We start from the raw sequence: 19,021 nt of genomic DNA on the forward strand, positions 1-19,021 counted from the left end.
AAATAAAATCACATTTTTGATGGTGTCAATTTGTAGTTCCAATCAGTCAGTTGATGGTGTTTCTCAATCTTGATTTCTTTCATTTGCTTGTCAGAAACTTTTTCCCCTGTTTTATATTTTTTTTTGACGAAATGAGCTTTAACTGTTAATCCTGTTGACGTTTTTGTTGTTCGTATGTATTTCAAAACCGTTTCAAAAGACTTCAAAGGGTGACCGGCCCAGTTTTTACTGATTTCACTGAACAGGCGGTGCTCTATAGGGTTCCATTTTGATGTCCCCGGCGGATAATGACAAATCTGGACTGATAACCCATGTTCATCACAGAGTTGCTTTTGTATTTGGTATTTCCAAACCCTGGATCGATAACCATTGCTACCACCTGAATCAGCTACTATCAACAGTTTTGTTTTTTCAGGATATTGTTTTTTTCCGTATTTTCTCCACCATTTTTGAATACATTCAACAGCAAAAGATGGTGTATCAGCGCTATGACCAACAAAGACAGTGCCCGAATTTCTCTGGGTATCATAAATCCCATATGGAACAGCCTTTCCCACAGCATGGGTTGGAAAATCATGATCATAAACCGCTATGGGGGTCTGTTGCCAGAGTTTTCCATGATTTTTGAAATTTCCTATCAATTCTTTTTTTTTGGTGTCTACGCTGATTGTGGGCAAACCCTGTGATGCAAACTGTTCCCTCAAATTGCCAATATATTCAAATTGTCGATTTCTTTTTTCAGGGTCTGGATTGGCTGCGCCAGATGCCAATTGTTTTGCATTTACCCGAAGGGAAAATCCCATGCCTTTGAGAAGCCGGCAAACAGTATTTGAACTGACATCAATACCAATGGATTTCAATTGTTCAGCTATCTTTTCCGTCGTCTTCCGGGTCCATTTGAGTCCCGTGATAGGATGTCCCGCAGTTTCATATTTCAAGATTTTTTGGATTTTGGAGATGATTTTTGGAATTTTTTTTCCACTGGTTTTCTGCCGCCACCTTTTTCCCGAACAGATTTTGTCTTGATTGTTCCTCCCAAAATTTCGCGGCGGCCCTTTGCAATAGTATGGGGATCTAATCCAAAAAAATCAGCCATCTTCTTATCACCGCCATGACCAATTTTGAATGATTCAAGACCAGCATAAAGACGGCGCTGTTTTTCGTCCAACAGGCTGTAAAAAAGAATAATAGCGGCCTTTAGTTCATCCCGAAAAACTTCAATCTCATACGTTCTATCAAAATCGACAAGCGGTTCACCACTTTTCCGGAGTGTGATCTGCTGCCGCTGTTTAGATGGGTCCTGTGAAAAATATATAAACACCGTTGATATTTTTTTTCGATAAAGCCGTTTTTGTCGGAAAAGCTCCAACAAGGGATGCTTCACTTCGACATTTAAAATCCGGGAAAGCTCCTGAGCGGAGAATCCAGCCTTGGATAGATTAACAAATTCTGCGGTCGTTTCTATCAAATTACCATATTTGGAGAACCAAATAGAATTGAAAGACCATAATCCGCTTTCATCAAAATTAGCAATAGATTCGAGTGTATAATATTTTCCTCGATGAGAGTAGCTGGAAAGATAACCCAACGATTTAAGCTTTCTGAAAACAGTCATGGTGCTGTTGGTGAACAACTCTTTTTTTATTTGATCTAACGTACTAATTTTATGAAATTTTAAATAGTTTTCTACTGCTTTTAAATCACTGCTTTCTGAGGCCATGGAATGATATAGTTCCCCCGATTATAGTAATAATTAGGCGAACTATACCAAATATACACATAGGCTGTCAATAAAATATTTCGTCGTAAATGCCTTTAAATTAGAGACATAAAAACATATGTGTGATAATAACCCTTTCAAAATAGTTGATAGAATTAATCCAAAATATGTTATATTAATTTTGAGCCAGCCCTTACCAATGCTTGAGCCGGATGAGGTGAAAGTCTCATGTCCGGTTCTTAGGGGGCTTGGGGCTGGCAACAGCCCCCGGCTACCCGGCGTGCAAAAAGCTGCGCCGCTGATTAAAGAGTTCGCAGATAATTTACACATGAGGGGTGTAGCATGGATAGAATTACTAAAGCGCTTCTTAACGAATTTATTGAACAAAATGGATTAGAAACTTTACCAGAAGATCAAGCATTTGAACATTTTTCTGGTTTTCTTGTTACTTCCGGTCACTACTCCGAATCATTTGCTAGCGATGACATCGCCGTAGGTGCTGGGGGTGATTGTGGAATTGACTGCATAGCTATACTCGTAAATGGAACCATTGTTAGCGAGCCAGAAGAAATTGAAGACCTCGCTGATACCAATGGTTATCTTGATGTAAATTTTGTATTCACACAAGCCGAACGCTCAGGCGGATTTGAAACAGCAAAAATTGGTCAATTTGTCTTCGGAGTCTGTGACTTTTTTTCCGAAACACCACAATTGCCTCAGAATGACCGCGTGCAACTCTACGCGAGAATAGCCAGGGAAATATTTGACCGTAGTCGTCTCTTCAAGAAGGGTAATCCACAGTGTCTTCTTTACTATGTGACGACAGGCAAGTGGACAGATGATGCCAATCTTGTTGTTCGTCGAGATGCAGGGAGACAAGACGTTGAAGAACTTAATCTCTTCCGTAAGGTTGGATTTGGTTGTGTCGATGCCGACCAACTTCAACGACTTTACAGGGAGTCACAGAATGCTATAGCAACTGAAATTAAGTTCTCAGAGCGCACCGTTATTCCGGAAATACCTGGTGTCGAACAGGCCTATCTTGGATTGCTACCAGCTTCTCAGTTTCTTAAACTTGTAGAGAACGACAACGACGAAGTCCTCACCTCACTATTCTACGATAATGTGAGGCACTGGCAGGATTGGAATCCAGTGAACTCCGAAATGCGGGATACCCTCAGTTCGCCTGACACTGCACGTTACTTCCCGTTGCTTAACAACGGAGTAACAATTGTCGCTCGGCGTGTCCATCCAACCGGAAACAAGTTTTTGCTTGAGGACTATCAGGTGGTTAACGGTTGTCAAACCAGCTATGTTTTGCACGAGTGTCGTGTGGGACTCACTGATGAAGTCATGATTCCTGTACGTCTCATTGCGACGCAAGATGACAATATCAAGAATTCCATCATTAAAGCGACAAACCGACAGACCCAAGTGACTGAAGACCAATTGTTTGCATTATCGGACTTCCCCAAGAAATTGGAATCGTATTTCCCAACATTTGACGGCAGGAAAAAGTTGTATTATGAAAGGCGTTCGCGTCAGTATAATGGCATGACTGGCGTAGAAAAAGTTCGTGTGATCAGCATGACACATCTCGTCCGTGCGTTCGCATCTATCTTCCGAGCTCTACCGCATCGGACCACTCGAAATTACAAGACTCTCCTGCGGGGAATTGGAACTGAAATTTTCAATATGGATCACCGGCAGGAACCATACTACACGGCAGCCTATGCACATTACCGTTTGGAGTTCTTTTTTCGAAGCCAGGTTCTTCCTGCGGAACTGAAGCCAGCAAGGTATCATTTGCTTCTCGCATACCGTATACTTGTAATTGGTGAAGCTTTACCACCAATGAACTCTCACAACATGGCGCGGCAATGTTCAATACTCATGGACAGCCTATGGGATGACGATACTTCACGAAAAATTTTTCAAAGAGGGGCGGATCATGTTCGCGTAGTGGCCGCAGGAAATCTTCACCGTGATAACATCCGCACAGAACCGTTCACAGAGGCCTTGTTACAAAATTTGAGAAGTGCATGACAAAAACTGCGAACAAGTGCATCAAATAAGGCCGGGAAAAGCTGGGCCGCTTCGCTATGCAAACTTTCCCAGATAGTTATGCGGGGCGTTACCAAGTTATCCTGCTCAATAAAAATCCAAACCATGAGTATTCACGGCCGTGAAAAATAATGGATACCAACAATCCTAAATAAAGTGTCACCTCATTCAGCTGAACATTGAAAGCCCCCTATATGACGATGGCAAGGCATGCCCGAAAACAAATAGATAAAATCGAATACTTATCATTCAAAACTAAAACCCAATCATTGACATACACTCCCCTCCCATGTAGTTTTGCGTTGATCAATCAAAATTTTATAATGGAGCAGATAAGAGCTTGGTGGTCACGCTGGAAAAAAACACACGCTTATCAAAATTCGGATTCAGATTCAACCGCGGTGGTGCCCATCTGTCACGCACCATGATGCTGGAAGACCTGAGCAACCTGCTGGAATATATCAATGATCCCAATGCCGATAAAACAGACTACCTGAGCGCCATCAAAGAAGACAACTGCCTGGGCAAGCGGTCAGGCAAAACCCGGGAATTGACCAACCGCCACCTGGTAAGTCTTTATTCGCTGGACACCACTGATATCCTTTTCAGGTCATTGCTGTTTTTCTGGCACCGGGACCCGGCCGGACGGCCGTTGCTGGCACTGTTGTGCGCCTGTGCCAGAGATTCGATCCTCTGCGCCACCGCGCCTTTTATATTAAACCTGCCTGAAGGGTCTGTGGTCACCCAGGAGGTCATGGCCGCCCATATCGATGACATGGAACCAGGACGGTTCAGTTCGGCCACCCTGAAATCCACAGCCCAGAATGTCAATGCCACCTGGACCCAGTCAGGTCATCTCCAGGGCCGTGTCAGAAAGATCCGCACACCTGCAATCCCCACACCCGGGAGCGCTGCCTATGCCCTGCTGCTGGGATACCTGACCGGTACCCGGGGACCAGCGCTTTTCAAAACAGATTATGCACGGCTTCTGGATTGTTCCTTTGACCGGGCTATCGAACTTGCCAGAGAGGCTTCGCACAGAGGCTGGATTGTTTTCAAGCAGGTGGGCGATATCATCGAGGTGGTGTTCCCTACCCTGATCAATGGACAGGAACTGGCACAGCTTCGCCATACAGGAGGCTCTGGTGAGTAAAATCAAGCGATTGATCCAGTCTTACAGCAGATACATTGAGGTCCCTTGGCGGGAAGATGCAGCAGCGGCCCAGCGGGTGATTTTCTGTGTGTATGATGAAACCGATGAGCGGCGGCTGCGGGCCGGCATTGATGAATTTGAGATTGTCACCCGCCAGGCCGGGTATGGGTGGATCGTTTTTGATCTGACCGATACATTTGCCGCCTGGATGGCATCCCAGCGGTATGCCAAAAGCTATTTTCAGAACCCGCATCTGCTGCCCACCTTGCTACCCAGATACCTGCCTTATATCGCAGGTGAATTCCAGACCATGTTGGAGGAAAAGCAGGTTGACGCAGATACCGTGGTTGTACTCAAGGGGGTCGGTTCCCTGTTTGGTTTTCTGAAAGTCAAGGAACTGGTGGACCATCTGGCCCCCATGGTAAAGGGACGGCTGCTGATCTTTTTCCCCGGCAGCTTTGAAAACAACAACTACCGGCTGCTGGACGGGTATGACGGATGGAACTATCTAGCCGTTCCCATTACAGCGGACAAAGTATTCTGACCCAGGCAAACAAGAGGGAGTAAGGATGATCAACCGCGATATCTATCAAAAAGACCCCACTGTTCACAAACTGGTCAATGAAGGGGTGGCCAGCGTCAATGACGACACCACCCAACAGGCCCTTGACGTGCTGCGGTATGAGCTGGACACCTTTGTCTGTGACGGGCAGTATGGCAGCGGCATGGCACATATCCTGGACACCTTTCTCAAAAACATCCACCAGGCCCAACAGCCGGCGGTCTGGGTCAGCGGTTTTTATGGATCAGGCAAATCCCACCTGGTCAAAATGCTCAGGGCCTTATGGGTGGATACCGTGTTTCCGGACGGTGCCACAGCCCGGGGCATTGCCAGCCTGCCCCAGGATATCAAGGATCATTTCAAGGAGCTGAGCACCCTGGCCAAACGCCATGGCGGACTCCATGCCGCGTCCGGTACCCTGGGTGCCGGTGCCAGCGGCAGCGTGCGCCTGGCCCTGCTGCGGATCATTTTCAGGTCCGCCGGTCTTCCGGGACAGTATCCGGTTGCCCGGTTTCTGATGTGGCTGGCTGCCGAAGGCATCCATGACCAGGTCAAGCAGCACGTGATGGACCACGGGTTTGACTGGGAAGAAGAACTGGACAACTTTTACGTGGCCGAAGGACTGCATGCGGCCCTGGCAGCGGCCAAACCCGGGCTGTTCCCCTCCCCTGCCGCCTGTGTCGAAACCCTGAACAATCTCTACCCCTATGTCCAGGATGTTTCCATTGATGACATGGTCAAGGCCATCCGCATGGCCCTGACCAGAGAGGGTAAATTCCCCTTGACCCTGATCGTACTGGATGAGGTCCAGCAGTACATCGGGGGAGACCCCCAGCGGTCATTGGATGTCCAGGAAACCGTGGAAGCCTGCTGCAAAAACATCGGTGCCAAACTTCTGTTCATCGGTACCGGCCAGACCGCCGTGACCGGTACCAGCAACCTCAAGCGCCTGGAAGGCCGGTTCACCATCCGCATTGAACTGTCCGATGCCGATGTGGATGCGGTGATCCGCAAGGTGATACTTGCCAAAAAAGCGGATGCAGCCGCACCTGTCGCCAAGGTCATGGAGACCAATCTGGGGGAGATCTCCCGGCACCTGTCCGGCACCACCATCGGTCACCAGCAGGATGACATCCCCTGGTTTTCCCAGGATTATCCCTTACTTCCGGTGCGCCGCCGTTTCTGGGAGAACACGTTGCGGGTCCTTGACCAGACCGGCACGGACAGCCAGCTGCGCAACCAGCTCAGCATGATCCACAAGGTGATCCAGACCAATCTGGACGAGCCCCTGGGCCACGTGGTGCCGGCTGATTACCTGTACTATGATTCAGCGGACAAGCTGCTGCAATCCCGCATCCTTCCCAGAAAAGTCCATGAAAAGACCATGAAATGGCGGAAGGGTTCGCCCCAGGACCAACTGCTGGGACGGGCATGCGGCCTGGTGTTTCTGATCAACAAACTGGCAGCCGGTCATCAGGACATCGGCATCCGGGCCACCATCGACACGCTGGCTGATCTGATGGTGGAAAACCTGCCCCATGGGTCCAGCGACCTTCGCAGCCAGCTGCCTAAACTGTTGGACACCAGTGACCTGCTGATGAAAGTTGGGGAGGAGTACCGCATCCAGACCGAAGAAAGTGCGGCCTGGAGTGATGAATTTTCAAGCCAGCGGTCAGCCCTGGCCAATGAGATCCACCGCATCGAAGCGGAACGGGATGATCGTATCCGCAAAAAATTCGGGGAACTGGTGGGCAAACAGGTGCTCACCCAGGGCAGTGCAAAAGTATCCCGGGAGATTTCGCCCATATTTGATTCAGACCTGCCCGCAGATGCGGAACAGCGGATCTGTGTCTGGGTCAGGAACGGCTGGGGCATCGATGAAAATGCCGTCCGGGCTGATGCCCGGCAGGCGGGAAATCAATCCCCCACAGTTTTTGTTTACATTCCAAAGCGATCCGCCGATGACCTGCGCCATCATTTGATTAACTGGAAAGCGGCCGCTGCTACCCTGGAGAAACGGGGTATCCCCAATACCCCTGAAGGCACCGAAGCCCGATCTGCCATGGAAACCACCCGGCAGACAGCTGAAGCAAAAATCAATGATCTTTTGGGAGATGCCTTTTCCGGCGCCCGGGTTTTCCAGGGGGGCGGTAGTGAAATCATGGGGAACCGATTGCAGGACATGGTTCTGGAGGCGGCTGAAAACGCCTTGCAGCGTCTCTATCCCCAGTTTGCCATGGCAGACCATTCCGGATGGGCCAAGGTGTATGAAAAGGCCCGAACCGGGGCGCCGGATGCTTTGAAAGCTGTGGGGGATGACGGCGATCCGTCGAAAAATCCGGTATGCAAGGCCATCCTGGGATATATTGCCGGCGGCAAAAACGGGGCCGATATCCGGAAATATTTTGAATCCCCGCCCTATGGGTGGTCCCGGGATGCCGTGGACGGTGGACTACAGGTGCTCCTGGTGGCAGGTCTTTTGCTTGCACAGGATACCCATGGCAAACCCGTGGACCCGAAAGACCTTGACCGGAAATCCATCGGCAAGGTTCTGTTCAAGGTTGAATCCAAAGTCATCACAACGGCCCAGCGTATCCAGATCCGCAAATTATTTCAAAAGACAGGCCTGAAAGCCAACCCCGGGGAAGAGCATTTGATTGCCCCGCAATTTCTGGAAAAAATGCTGGCCCTTGCAGCACGGGCCGGCGGTGATCCCCCCAGACCGGCACTGCCGGACATCGCCTTTCTCCATGAAATCCGCCTGGCTGCCGGCAATGAACAACTGCTGGCCTTGTACAACCAACGCGAAAAATTAGGCCAGTGTATCCAGACCTGGAACGACCTGTCCCAGCAGATAGAAACCCGGATAAAAAACTGGGAACGCCTCAAACACCTGGCAACGCATGTCCAGGGAATGGCTGAAGCCGAGGCCTATATCTCTCAAATCAAAAACATTGAAACCCAGCGTCAGCTTCTGGCGGAACCGGACCTGGTCCCACCTTTGATCAAGCAACTGACCCAGCTGCTGCGGGATGCATTGAACCAGGCCAAGTCAGACTGGGACCGGGAATGGCAGGCCGGCGAAACCCGGCTAAAAGAAGATGCCAACTGGCAGCAGCTCGAACCGGAGCAGCGCTATGAATTGAGATCTCCCCATAAGCTGGTGGAAGCCGCCTGCCCTGCCATCGAGATGGATACCACCGATGCCATTCTCCGCACCCTGGGCCAAACCGGCCTGCCCGCCCTGAAAGATCGGATTGCGGCCATGTCCGGAAGATATAACCAGATCCTTCTTGAAGCGGCCCAGCTGCTGGAACCGGAACTTCAAAAAGTGTCCCTGCCCGCCCGCACATTGAAAACACAAGCGGATGTGGATGCCTGGCTGGATCAGACCCGGAAACTGTTGATGGATAAATTGTCCGAGGGACCGATTCTGGTATGAGAATTCTTCAGGACATCGCAGAACTGCTGGATAAGCTGGAAGATCAGACAGCAGATGAACTAGAGGATCAAGACCTGGATTTCAAACAATGGGATACCAAAAGCAGGGATAAATCGGTCCGGCAGGTCGTTCACATGGCGGTATGCATGGCCAACGGCGGGGGTGGCACTGTTGTTTTCGGGGTGGCTGACCAGGTGACAGGGCGCTCCAAGGCCATTATCGGCGTACCCCCTGAAGTGGATGTCAATCTCCTGAAAAAAGCGGTCTATGACCAGACTGACCCCAAGATCATGCCAGTATTCGAGATACTCCCGGTGCCGGAAGGCCTCGGCCGGCTCCTGATCATGCAGATCCATCCGGGCCTGCCCCCTTACACTGATACTGCCGGCACTGGATCGATACGGATCGGCAAAGAATGCAAGCCGCTGACCGGCACCTTGCGACGTAAAATCAGTATCGAGACCGGTGAAACCGATTTCAGTGCCGAACTGGTGGCGCCGGCCGACCCATCCAGCTTGTCTCCTACCGCCCTGGAAACCCTGCGTAATCTGGCAAAAGCGGAACGTGCACCCGATGATCTGTTGAAACTGGATGATCTTGAACTGCTGTCCGCTCTTGGATTGATAAAAAAACATCAGCTGACACGTGCGGCCATCCTGATCGCGGGACATGAAGAAGTCCTTCGCCGGCATGTGCCTGGATTTAACTGGACCTTTTTACAAATGGCATCTGATACAAATTACAGCAATCGGGAAGACCGCATCACTGCCATTCCGTTTTCCGTGCAGCGGGTAGAAGAGCTGTTGCTGCCGTTCAATCCCATCACAACCCTGGAACAGGGGCTGTTTCATTTTGAATACCGTATCTGGCCGGAGGTGGCCATCCGTGAAGCGCTCATGAATGCATTCTGCCATGCGGATTTCCGCATCGCCGGTCCCATTATGGTAAAATTGTATCCCGACCGGCTGGAAATCAGCAATAATGGGGGGTTTATCGGCGGGATCACCCCGGATAATATCCTGCACCATCAGCCGGCTGCCCGCAACCCGCTCCTGGTAGAAGCACTGACCCGCCTGCGTCTTGTCAACCGAAGCAATCTGGGCGTCAGCCGCATGTACAAAGCCCTGCTCATGGAAGGAAAGGAACCCCCAATGATCCAGGAAATCGGAGAATCGGTCTGTGTTGCCTTTTTAAAGCGGGAAATGGCTGCCGCGTTCCGTGTGTTTGTTGCACAAGAAAGCAGGAAGGGACGTGACCTGGGTGTGGATACCCTGCTGATCCTTCAATATCTTCTGAAACACCCGGAGCTTGAGACCTCTGTTGCGGCGGGTATGTGCCAGCGCAGCCATGGACAAATGAGAGAAATCCTCTCTGCCATGGAAAAGGCTGGATACATTGAACACGGGGGGGCCGGGCGTGGCATGTACTGGACTCTTTATCCGGAACTGTACCAGCAACTGTCTGAATCGGGTCATCCGGAACGTGAACGCCGAATAGACTGGGATGCAGCCAAAACAAGGGTTCTCAGTATCCTGATGAATCGAAGCAAAAAAGGATTGCCTGGACTGGGAAATGCCGAAATTCGCCAGATTACCCGATATAGCCGGCACAAGGTACTTCGACTCATGAAGGAACTGGCAGATGAAAATCCGAAAATTTCCCGACCAGGGCCTGGTAGAAAGGGGCGTTACGAATATGGGCTGGGTGAACATGGCGATTGAATGCGCTTTTAAATGCAATACAGCATTCAATGCAGCATTGATTTTACCTAAATGCTGCATTGAATGCTAACTGCTCATTTGTACAACATTCACATAGCGTAATTATTGCACCTATTGTGCAATAATCCTTATAATTGCACACCCAATTGCATTGAATGCAATTGAATTTCAATTAAACGGTTGAAAGCAAACAAAAAGAGGCAATGAACCGCTCATGAACCCACTGGACAAACCGCTCCGCAACACCCTGGAAAAAACCGTCAAAGATGCCCGCAAAGCCGCTGAACATGCGGCAAAGGCAGCCTTGGACCAGCTGGGTGTGGCAGAACCGGCACCATATGCCCATCTGACCGATTCAGAGCGAAACCTGCGACGGCGCCTGCGGGTTCACGGCCGTCAGCTGGGAGACACCCTGAACGGCGGCAAAGACCAGACCATGGACCGCCTCAAGGAAGAGGTGGCATATCAGCACTGGCACCGCATGCTGTTTGCCCGGTTTCTGGCGGAAAACAACCTGCTCATGTATCCGGACCCGGACGACCCGGTGGCAGTCTCCCTGGAAGAGTGTGAAGACCTGGCCGCCGATGAAGGGGCTGCCAACGGCTGGGAACTGGCGGCCCGGTATGCGGCCCAGATGCTGCCCCAGATTTTCCGGCTGGATTCCCCGGTGTTTGAACTGAACTTACCGCCGGAGCACCAGCAGAAACTGGAACGATTGGTGGCGGACCTGCCCCTGGAAGTGTTTACCGCTTCGGATGCCATCGGATGGGTGTACCAGTTCTGGCAGGCCAGGAAAAAGGATGAGGTCAACGCCTCGGAGGTAAAGATCGGTGCCCGGGAACTGCCGGCGGTCACCCAGCTGTTCACAGAACCCTATATGGTCGGTTTTCTGCTGGACAACTCCCTGGGGGCCTGGTGGGTGAAAAAATGGGCAACGGGCAGCGGTCCGTTGTCAGGCAATGTCAGGGAAATGCTCAAAAATGCGGAAACCGAAGAAGCGCTGCGGCAGTTTTTCAGCCGGCCGGGCATTCCCCTGACCTATCTTCGGTTTGTGAAAACCGGGACCTGTACCTTGACAATGGGGAACCGGCCCGTCTTTGACGGTGAACACTGGATGCCGGCAGCCGGGTGGTTTGACGGGTGGCCGGACAATCTGTGTGATCTCAAGACCCTGGACCCCTGTTGTGGATCGGGGCATTTTCTGGTGGCCACGCTGCTGATGCTGGTTCCCATGCGCATGGAACTGGAAAATCTGCCGGCCCGTGAAGCGGTGGATGCGGTGCTGCAAGACAACATCCACGGCCTGGAAATTGACCAGCGATGCGTGGAGCTGGCCGCCTTTGCCCTGGCCCTGACTGCCTGGAATTATCCGGATGCCGGCGGCTACCGGATACTGCCACAAATGAACCTGGCCTGCTCCGGCCTGTCAGTCAGTGTGGCCAAAGAAGAATGGAAAGCAATTGCCGCAGCGCTTCCGGACAGGACCTATCTCCCTATCGCCCTGGACTGGATGTACGAGGCGTTCAAACATGCCCCTACCCTGGGCAGTCTGCTGGACCCGAGCCGGGCCAAAGTGGCGGGACTGGTGAAATGGCAGGAGATCGGACCGGCTATCCAGACTGCCCTGACCCAGGATCAGCCGGATGCAGTGGTGGAAGCCGGGGTGGTGGCCCAAGGCCTGGTCGGTACCACCCGCCTGTTGACACAAAAATATCATCTGGTCATCACTAATGTCCCCTACCTAGCCCGGGGCAAACAGAGCGACACCCTGCAAACGTTCTGTGCCAAATATTACAAGGAAGGCAAGAACGACCTGGCCACCGTGTTTCTGGATAGGTGTCTTGAGTTGTGTGCGACTTACGGCACAGTCAGCATTGTCCTGCCCCAAAACTGGCTGTTTCTAACCAGTTATCGGAAGTTTCGGGAAAAGCTGTTGAAAAAGGATATCTGGCATTTGATTGCCCGTCTGGGGCCAGGGGCTTTTGAAACCATCAGCGGTGAGGTCGTCAAAGCCATACTCATCACCATGAGCCGGGGAAACGAAAGTATGGCAGCACACGGCATGGCGGCTTCATCTTTGATCTCGATCGACAGCAATCATATTCGGGGCGTGGATGTGTCGGAGCTTCGGGCGGCGAATGAAAAAGCAGAGCAGATGCCAGTTGCTGAAATCAACTGTGTGGGACAGATGAAACAGTTGGGTAATCCAGATGCAAGGATCACTGTGAAAATTTCAGAGCATCAGATGCTTATGGGTGAGTTTGCTGATGGGTTCAAAGGGCTTTCATCCGGAGATATTTCAAGATTCATTCATTGTTTTTGGGAATCAAATCAATTCGGTAATAAATGGGTTCCATACCAGGGTTCAATAAAAGAGATTCAATTCTACAATGGCAGATCACAAGTTTTGTTTTGGGAATCTGGAGTTGGAAAAATGGTGGATCAACCTTCATGCTATATAAAAGGACGAAAAGCATGGGGGGAAAAAGGAATAACTATCAGTCAAATGGGGGATCTTTCTGCAACACTTTATGAAGGCGACATGTTTGATGAAAATGCAGCAGCGATTATCCCTTACAACCCTTCCAATCGTGAAAGTCTTTTTTGTTTTGTAACAAGCTCACAGTATAGTGAATCGGTGAGACAAATTGACAATGCACTAAAAGTTACGAACAAAACCTTAGTTAAAGTTGCCTTTGATATTGAACATTGGACAAAAGTCGCCGAAGAAAAATACCCACACGGACTCCCACGCCCATATTCTGATGACCCCACCCAATGGATCTTTCACGGCCATCCCTGCGGATCGGTGATATGGGATGAAGACACCAAATGGACAGCCCACGGCCCCTTACGCGATGATGAGACTGTGCTTCATGTGGCCGTAGCACGGCTTCTGGGTTACCACTGGCCCGCCGAACTGGATCAGGGCATGGAGCTGGCTGATGAACAGCGGGAATGGGTGAACCGGTGCCAAACGCTTCTCCCCTTTGCAGACGAGGACGGCATTGTCTGCATCCCGCCGGTGCGGGGCGAGGCCCCGGCCGCTGATCGTCTCTTGAACCTTCTGGCGGCCGCCTATGGGGATACCTGGTCCAACGACCTGTTGGCCAAGCTGTTGAAAAATACGAACCATGCCGGCAAAACCCTGGAAACCTGGCTCCGGGACAAGTTCTTCACCAAGCACTGTAAGCTGTTCAAGCACCGGCCCTTTATCTGGAACATCTGGGACGGGTTGCTGGATGGGTTTGCGGCCTTGGTCAATTACCACAAGCTGGACACCAAACGCATGGAAACCCTGATCTACACCTATCTGGGTGACTGGATCAACCGCCAGAAACAGGGGATCATCGACGGGGTGGATGGGGCTCAGGAACGGCTGGATGCGGCCGAAAGCCTCATGAAAAAACTGGAACTGATCCTGGAAGGGGAATCCCCTTATGATATTTTTGTCCGGTGGAAACCCCTTGACCAGCAGCCCATTGGATGGGACCCGGATCTCAACGATGGGGTCCGCCTCAACATCCGGCCCTTTATGAGCGTGCCAGATATCCGGAAAAAAGGCGCCGGGGTCCTGCGGGACAAGCCCAACATCAAATGGACCAAAGACAGGGGGAAAGATGTGGAATCGGCCCCGTGGTATCACCTGTTCAAGGGAGACCGCATCAATGACCACCACCTGACCCTGTCTGAAAAACGGGCCGCACGGGAGAACTCTGAATGAACCCCTCTTATAAAGGAATGCGATGGTTGAAATGCGATTTGCAGATGCAAACCCCTGCAGATGTTCGTCACTGGGAGGGAGATCGATTTGTGATGGGTCAAGAGGCAGATGCAGCAAAAGCTTTTGCTGAAGCCTGCTACAGAGCAAAATTGGATGTGGTGGGTATCACCGACCACAACTTCCTCAGCAAAAATTTCATCCCTCACTTGCAGTCGGCTTTTGATGAAATTGAACGAGAGTTTAACCACAAAATCACTCTTTTTCCCGGATTCGAATTTGAAGCTGATGTCGGCAAAGGCATGCATGTTCTGTGTCTTTTTGAACCAGGAACCAGTGTTGATGAAATTGACCATATCTTGACAGAATGCGGCGTTGGATGTCCCCGAATCAAAGATAAAACACTTTCCAAGTCAACTCAACGTCTCCCAGAGATTTTGAATTGTGTTCAGAAAGCTCATTCAGATGAATCTTGGCGCGGCATTGTTATTATCCCTCACGTCTTTCAAGATAGTCTTTTTGATAATGATAGGATAAGTGAGTGGTTACAGCAGGAAGAATACCGAAATCCTGACCTTCTGGCTGTCGAGGTTCCGAAACCTTTAAGCCAAATGAGCGATAACTTCCAAAAACTGTTCCAGTCAGGGGATGATTGCCTTCCTGAATGGAAACGAATTCGACCTATCGCAACATTGATGTCTTCAGATAATAAGAAACTCATTGATTCTGATGGATTTGGGAGACCAATTCCCAACAGCATCGGCTATAGATACACATGGATCAAGATGTCCGAGCCTTCCATCGAATCTCTTCGCCAAGCTTTTCTTGATCATGACTCACGCATCATTCTGCCAGAGGATGTATCCGCAGACACTCATCCTGCCTTTCGAATACGCTATGGGATGATCAAATCTATTTCAATAAAAAATGTGGCCTTCCTTGCTGATCAGGAGATGTATTTTTCATCCAATCTAAATTGTGTGATTGGTGGACGCGGTACCGGCAAATCCACACTGCTTGAATACTTGCGCATCATCCTTGGAAAAGACAAACCTGAAGACCTTGATGCCGGAACCAAAGAGCGCATTAACCGCATTCGGGACACCTTAAATTCTCCCAATGCTGAACTCAAAGTATGTTGGGTTAGCGCCGATGGAGTTGAGGATCACATTGTTTGGGAGAACAACGGCCCGACCGTTCAAAACCGTGACATGGCTGACCCCGAAACCTTTTTCAACAATTTGCCCATTCGGTTCTATAGCCAACAACAACTCAACAATTTGACTGAATCAAAAATTGAAGAAGGAGGTGTGCGCCAGGCACAACGGCTGTTGGAATTGGTCGATGGCTTTACCAAAAATGAGCTGAACGAATTGGCAGACCAGGAACGAAAGCTCAAGCTTCAGATTCAGGAAGCTTTTACCAGTCTTCGCAAAGCAAAGATGCTGGAAAAAGAATGCAATAAGCTGCTGCAGGAGCATCAAGAGTTAGAACGACAATGGAAAGCCCGGAGTGAAATTCAAGAATATGCTCACAGACATCAAAAACTCAAAGCGGAAAGTCGTTATCTCGATGGGCTACTCGGCATACCAGGCAAACAATTTGCCGATGTTGCAGCACTGAGTAAAGCTGTTGCTGCGTCTCATATATCGTTTGATGTTAAAGACTCACCCCATGGGACCTGGTTTCTTCATTTTGATGAAAAGGTAAAAGCTGCCAAGGAAGCCCTGGCTAAAAGAATTTGCGAGGCTGTCGAGGAGTTCGAGACCATCATTGAAAAGCTCAAATCGGATGACATAGCTTGGACAGCTATCCAAGAAGAACTGGACAAGGCGGATGAAAATTTTAGCGAAGCTTGTGCAGCCAAAGGGCTAACTACTGATGACGTGGGTCATCTGCAAGAAATCAACCAAACCCGGGCAAAAAAACAAAATGAAATCGAAGAGATTGGATGTGAGATTCAAAGACTAAAAGATGAAGCTGGAGATCCTGAGGTGCTTATGCAGCGGTTGCATGGAATTTGGCGAGAGCAGTTTCAATGTCGGGTAGAGGCCGCCGAACGTGCCAATGATTTGGCAGTTCTCAGTGAACATGGTCAGCGTTTTATCGAGGTGTCGGCAAAATACCAACAAGATCAAAAAAATTTCCGTGAGCTCTGGCAACGCTTTGCTCCCTCCGATGGGCGAACACGCCTCGGTAAAAATTGGGAACGATGTGGAGAGGTGATTTTTAAATCATTTGTCGACCAGGATAAGGCTGTATCGCCATGGCAAGTGCTGCAAAACCAATTATCCCCCCAAAAAGGGTCGGACGTAATGGATTTTGGCGTGAGCTTCCAAGAACTGTCCCAGCATATTCAAGACAATCTGGAGCAATGGGAAAAACTTCGCTGTTCCCGGGTGCAAGACACTGTCGATATGAAGCTTTATCGTTCCGACGGCTCGCTCGCTGGGAGTATTGCGGAAGGATCGCTTTCTGATGGTCAGAGAAATACGGCTGCTCTTGCCCTGTTACTGGCCCAGGAAGGCGGGCCTCTTGTTATTGACCAACCAGAAGATGAGTTGGACTCCAATTTTGTATTCAGGGAGCTGATCCCGATGTTGCGTAAAGTGAAATCAAAGCGTCAATTAATTATGGCTACGCATAACGCAAATCTTCCGGTGAACGGAGACGCTGAACTGGTTTACGCATTTGAAGCACGTGATGGTAAAGGAGAAATGCTTGCGTGTGGCGGACTTGATCAAAGAGCTGTTACTAAGGCTGTTCTTGATATCATGGAAGGAACAGAAGAGGCATTCCGCCGCAGAAGGGAGAAATATCACTTTTGAGACATTATTATGATTAAATCTGTAAACAATTACCCGGTTTCCCAGCTGTTCGATATCGATGCCAATGTGGTTTATGCCATACCCCGATATCAGCGGGAATATACTTGGGGTATCAGTCACCTGGAAACCCTGTTCGATGATATCCTTGAAAATGACCCCGGATACTTTCTGGGTTCGATCATCTGTATCAATCAAGCAACAGATTCACTGAAACCACAAGACCTTGAACTGGTTGACGGGCAGCAGCGCCTGACCACATTATCTTTGCTGTTTGCCGCTGTTTACAATGCCCTCAAATGCCAGGCCGACACGCTGGATGATGACCACCGGTTTGAAATGATAAAACTGAAACACAAACTGATCCTCAGAAAAGGAGAAGAACAGCCCCGCCTGATCCCTCAAATACAGAACCATAACCATATGGATTACCAGGCAGTCCTGGCTGAAGCCGGCATTATCGAAGAAGCAGACATGCCGTTATATGCCGGCAACAGAAAAATTTTCCGGGCGTACAAGTATTTTCAGAAACGCCTTGATACAATGGCCAATGGGGAAGACACTCCCCTGGATGCCATCATGAAATTCCTGGACAAAGTCAATCAGGCCTGCATGGTAAAAATTGAGGTGGTCAGCCATGCTGATGCCTATACCCTGTTTGAATCCCTCAACAACCGGGGCATGCCACTGTCTGCTGTAGATCTGATAAAAAACAAACTGCTGGCCAGACTGGAAATGGCAGAACCCGGAAAGATCGATAAGTATTTTGGCCAGTGGAATACACTTCTCTCACATCTGGGAGATGATTATGCCATTCAGGAACGGTTTTTCCGACAGTATTACAACGCCTTCAGGGAAGAACTTAAAACGATCCATCAGGTACCAGTCGCCACCCGATCCAACATGATCCAGATCTATGAGAAACTGATCAACCATGATGCCAGAGATTGTCTGGAAAAGATCCGGGCCGCAGGACGGATGTATGCCGTGATTCTGTGCAGAAATCCGGATGACGTCTTCAAAGACCTGGAAAAACCCCTGAAAGATCTGGAACGGATTCAGGGTGCACCCTCCTATCTGCTGCTGCTGTATCTGTTTTGCAACAGAGAAAAACTGGCACTGAGCATTGCTCATCTTTCAAATATCACGGATTTTCTGGTGCGGTTCTTTGTCCGCCGGAATGTGACTGATATGCCGCCCACCCGAAAACTGACCTGGATGTTCATGGGAATCAGGGACAGACTGGAAGAACTGAAGGGAAAGACGGTCTCAGACATCATCAAACGGGAATTAATCCGTATATCTGCTCCTGATGAGGCATTTCAGAAAAAGCTGGAAGGACCGATTTATGATGAAAACCCCAGGGTCTCCCGGTTTATTCTGTGTGCCTTAGCGGAACAGGCCATGACCAAAGAAACCTGGGTGGATCTGTGGGACTTTGAGAAAAAGAAGTTTTTCTGGACCATTGAGCATATCTTTCCCCAGGGAAAAAATATTCCTAAGGCATGGATCGACATGGTCGGTGATGGAGATGAACAGACAGCCAGAGAGATCCAGCAGTCCCATGTACACAAGTTGGGAAACTTGACCATTTCAGGATTCAACAGCGCCCTGGGCAACAAGAGTTTTGCCGAAAAACGGGACCGGATTGATCAAAAAGGGCGTGCCGTGGGATATAAAAACGGATTAAAGTTGAATGAAGATCTGGCAGAAGCAGAAAGGTGGGATAAGGAACAGATTGATAAAAGGACTGAAAAGCTGGTGGATGAAGCTGTTTTACTGTTCAGGCTTCAGGGAGATGTCGTGTAAACTT

The 19,021-nt window shown here is 49.8% G+C and carries 10 protein-coding genes; 8 read left to right on the plus strand and 2 right to left on the minus strand.

Annotation, left to right across the window (positions count from 1 at the left end; genetic code table 11):
* Positions 1–8: 8 nt before the first annotated feature.
* Together K365_RS27280 and K365_RS28710 are read right to left on the minus strand one after the other, a co-directional pair.
* The gene (locus K365_RS27280; RefSeq protein ID WP_337833249.1) at positions 9–1,016 is read right to left on the minus strand and encodes an ISAzo13 family transposase; all 1,008 of its coding nucleotides are present in this window, start codon (positions 1,014–1,016) and stop codon (positions 9–11) included.
* A complete protein-coding gene (locus tag K365_RS28710) occupies positions 935–1,720 on the minus strand; it encodes a hypothetical protein (RefSeq protein ID WP_024334639.1) in 786 nt (261 codons plus the stop codon). The genes K365_RS27280 and K365_RS28710 overlap by 82 nt, the downstream gene beginning before the upstream one ends.
* A gap of 342 nt (positions 1,721–2,062) precedes the next feature.
* Between K365_RS28710 and K365_RS0111315 the strand changes: the two genes are divergently transcribed.
* The 8 genes from K365_RS0111315 to K365_RS0111350 all read left to right on the plus strand — a co-directional run bounded on the left by K365_RS0111315 (position 2,063) and on the right by K365_RS0111350 (position 19,017).
* On the plus strand, positions 2,063–3,766 hold the full coding sequence (locus tag K365_RS0111315) for an AIPR family protein (RefSeq protein ID WP_024334640.1): 1,704 nt from the start codon (positions 2,063–2,065) through the stop codon (positions 3,764–3,766).
* A gap of 358 nt (positions 3,767–4,124) precedes the next feature.
* The gene (locus K365_RS0111320) at positions 4,125–4,937 is read left to right on the plus strand and encodes a hypothetical protein (protein WP_024334641.1); all 813 of its coding nucleotides are present in this window, start codon (positions 4,125–4,127) and stop codon (positions 4,935–4,937) included.
* Complete coding sequence (locus tag K365_RS0111325; RefSeq protein ID WP_024334642.1) at positions 4,930–5,481, plus strand: BREX protein BrxB domain-containing protein; 552 nt, start codon at positions 4,930–4,932, stop codon at positions 5,479–5,481. The genes K365_RS0111320 and K365_RS0111325 overlap by 8 nt, the downstream gene beginning before the upstream one ends.
* Before the next feature lie 25 nt (positions 5,482–5,506).
* Positions 5,507–8,941, plus strand: coding sequence for a BREX system P-loop protein BrxC (gene brxC / locus K365_RS0111330; RefSeq protein WP_024334643.1), 3,435 nt, complete (start codon positions 5,507–5,509; stop codon positions 8,939–8,941).
* Positions 8,938–10,662 carry an ATP-binding protein gene (locus tag K365_RS0111335; protein ID WP_024334644.1) on the plus strand — a complete coding sequence of 575 codons (1,725 nt, stop codon included), beginning with the start codon at positions 8,938–8,940 and terminating at the stop codon, positions 10,660–10,662. Before brxC ends, K365_RS0111335 begins: the two co-directional genes overlap by 4 nt.
* 214 nt (positions 10,663–10,876) lie before the next feature.
* The gene (locus tag K365_RS0111340; RefSeq protein ID WP_024334645.1) at positions 10,877–14,386 is read left to right on the plus strand and encodes an Eco57I restriction-modification methylase domain-containing protein; all 3,510 of its coding nucleotides are present in this window, start codon (positions 10,877–10,879) and stop codon (positions 14,384–14,386) included.
* Entirely contained in the window at positions 14,383–17,211 is a 2,829-nt protein-coding gene (locus K365_RS0111345; protein ID WP_024334646.1) for a TrlF family AAA-like ATPase, read from the plus strand. Before K365_RS0111340 ends, K365_RS0111345 begins: the two co-directional genes overlap by 4 nt.
* A 9-nt stretch (positions 17,212–17,220) precedes the next feature.
* Positions 17,221–19,017 carry a DUF262 domain-containing protein gene (locus tag K365_RS0111350; protein WP_024334647.1) on the plus strand — a complete coding sequence of 599 codons (1,797 nt, stop codon included), beginning with the start codon at positions 17,221–17,223 and terminating at the stop codon, positions 19,015–19,017.
* Positions 19,018–19,021: the final 4 nt, after the last annotated feature.

Origin of the sequence: Desulfotignum balticum DSM 7044 (assembly GCF_000421285.1) — a bacterium.
Taxonomy (GTDB): domain Bacteria; phylum Desulfobacterota; class Desulfobacteria; order Desulfobacterales; family Desulfobacteraceae; genus Desulfotignum; species Desulfotignum balticum.

Coding starts and splice junctions, on each gene's coding strand:
- K365_RS0111350 (WP_024334647.1), top strand. CDS start 17,221: ATGATTAAATCTGTAAACAATTACCCGGTTTCCCAGCTGTTCGATATC.
- K365_RS0111315 (WP_024334640.1), top strand. CDS start 2,063: ATGGATAGAATTACTAAAGCGCTTCTTAACGAATTTATTGAACAAAAT.
- K365_RS28710 (WP_024334639.1), bottom strand. CDS start 1,720: ATGGCCTCAGAAAGCAGTGATTTAAAAGCAGTAGAAAACTATTTAAAA.
- K365_RS0111340 (WP_024334645.1), top strand. CDS start 10,877: ATGAACCCACTGGACAAACCGCTCCGCAACACCCTGGAAAAAACCGTC.
- K365_RS0111345 (WP_024334646.1), top strand. CDS start 14,383: ATGAACCCCTCTTATAAAGGAATGCGATGGTTGAAATGCGATTTGCAG.
- K365_RS0111335 (WP_024334644.1), top strand. CDS start 8,938: ATGAGAATTCTTCAGGACATCGCAGAACTGCTGGATAAGCTGGAAGAT.
- brxC (WP_024334643.1), top strand. CDS start 5,507: ATGATCAACCGCGATATCTATCAAAAAGACCCCACTGTTCACAAACTG.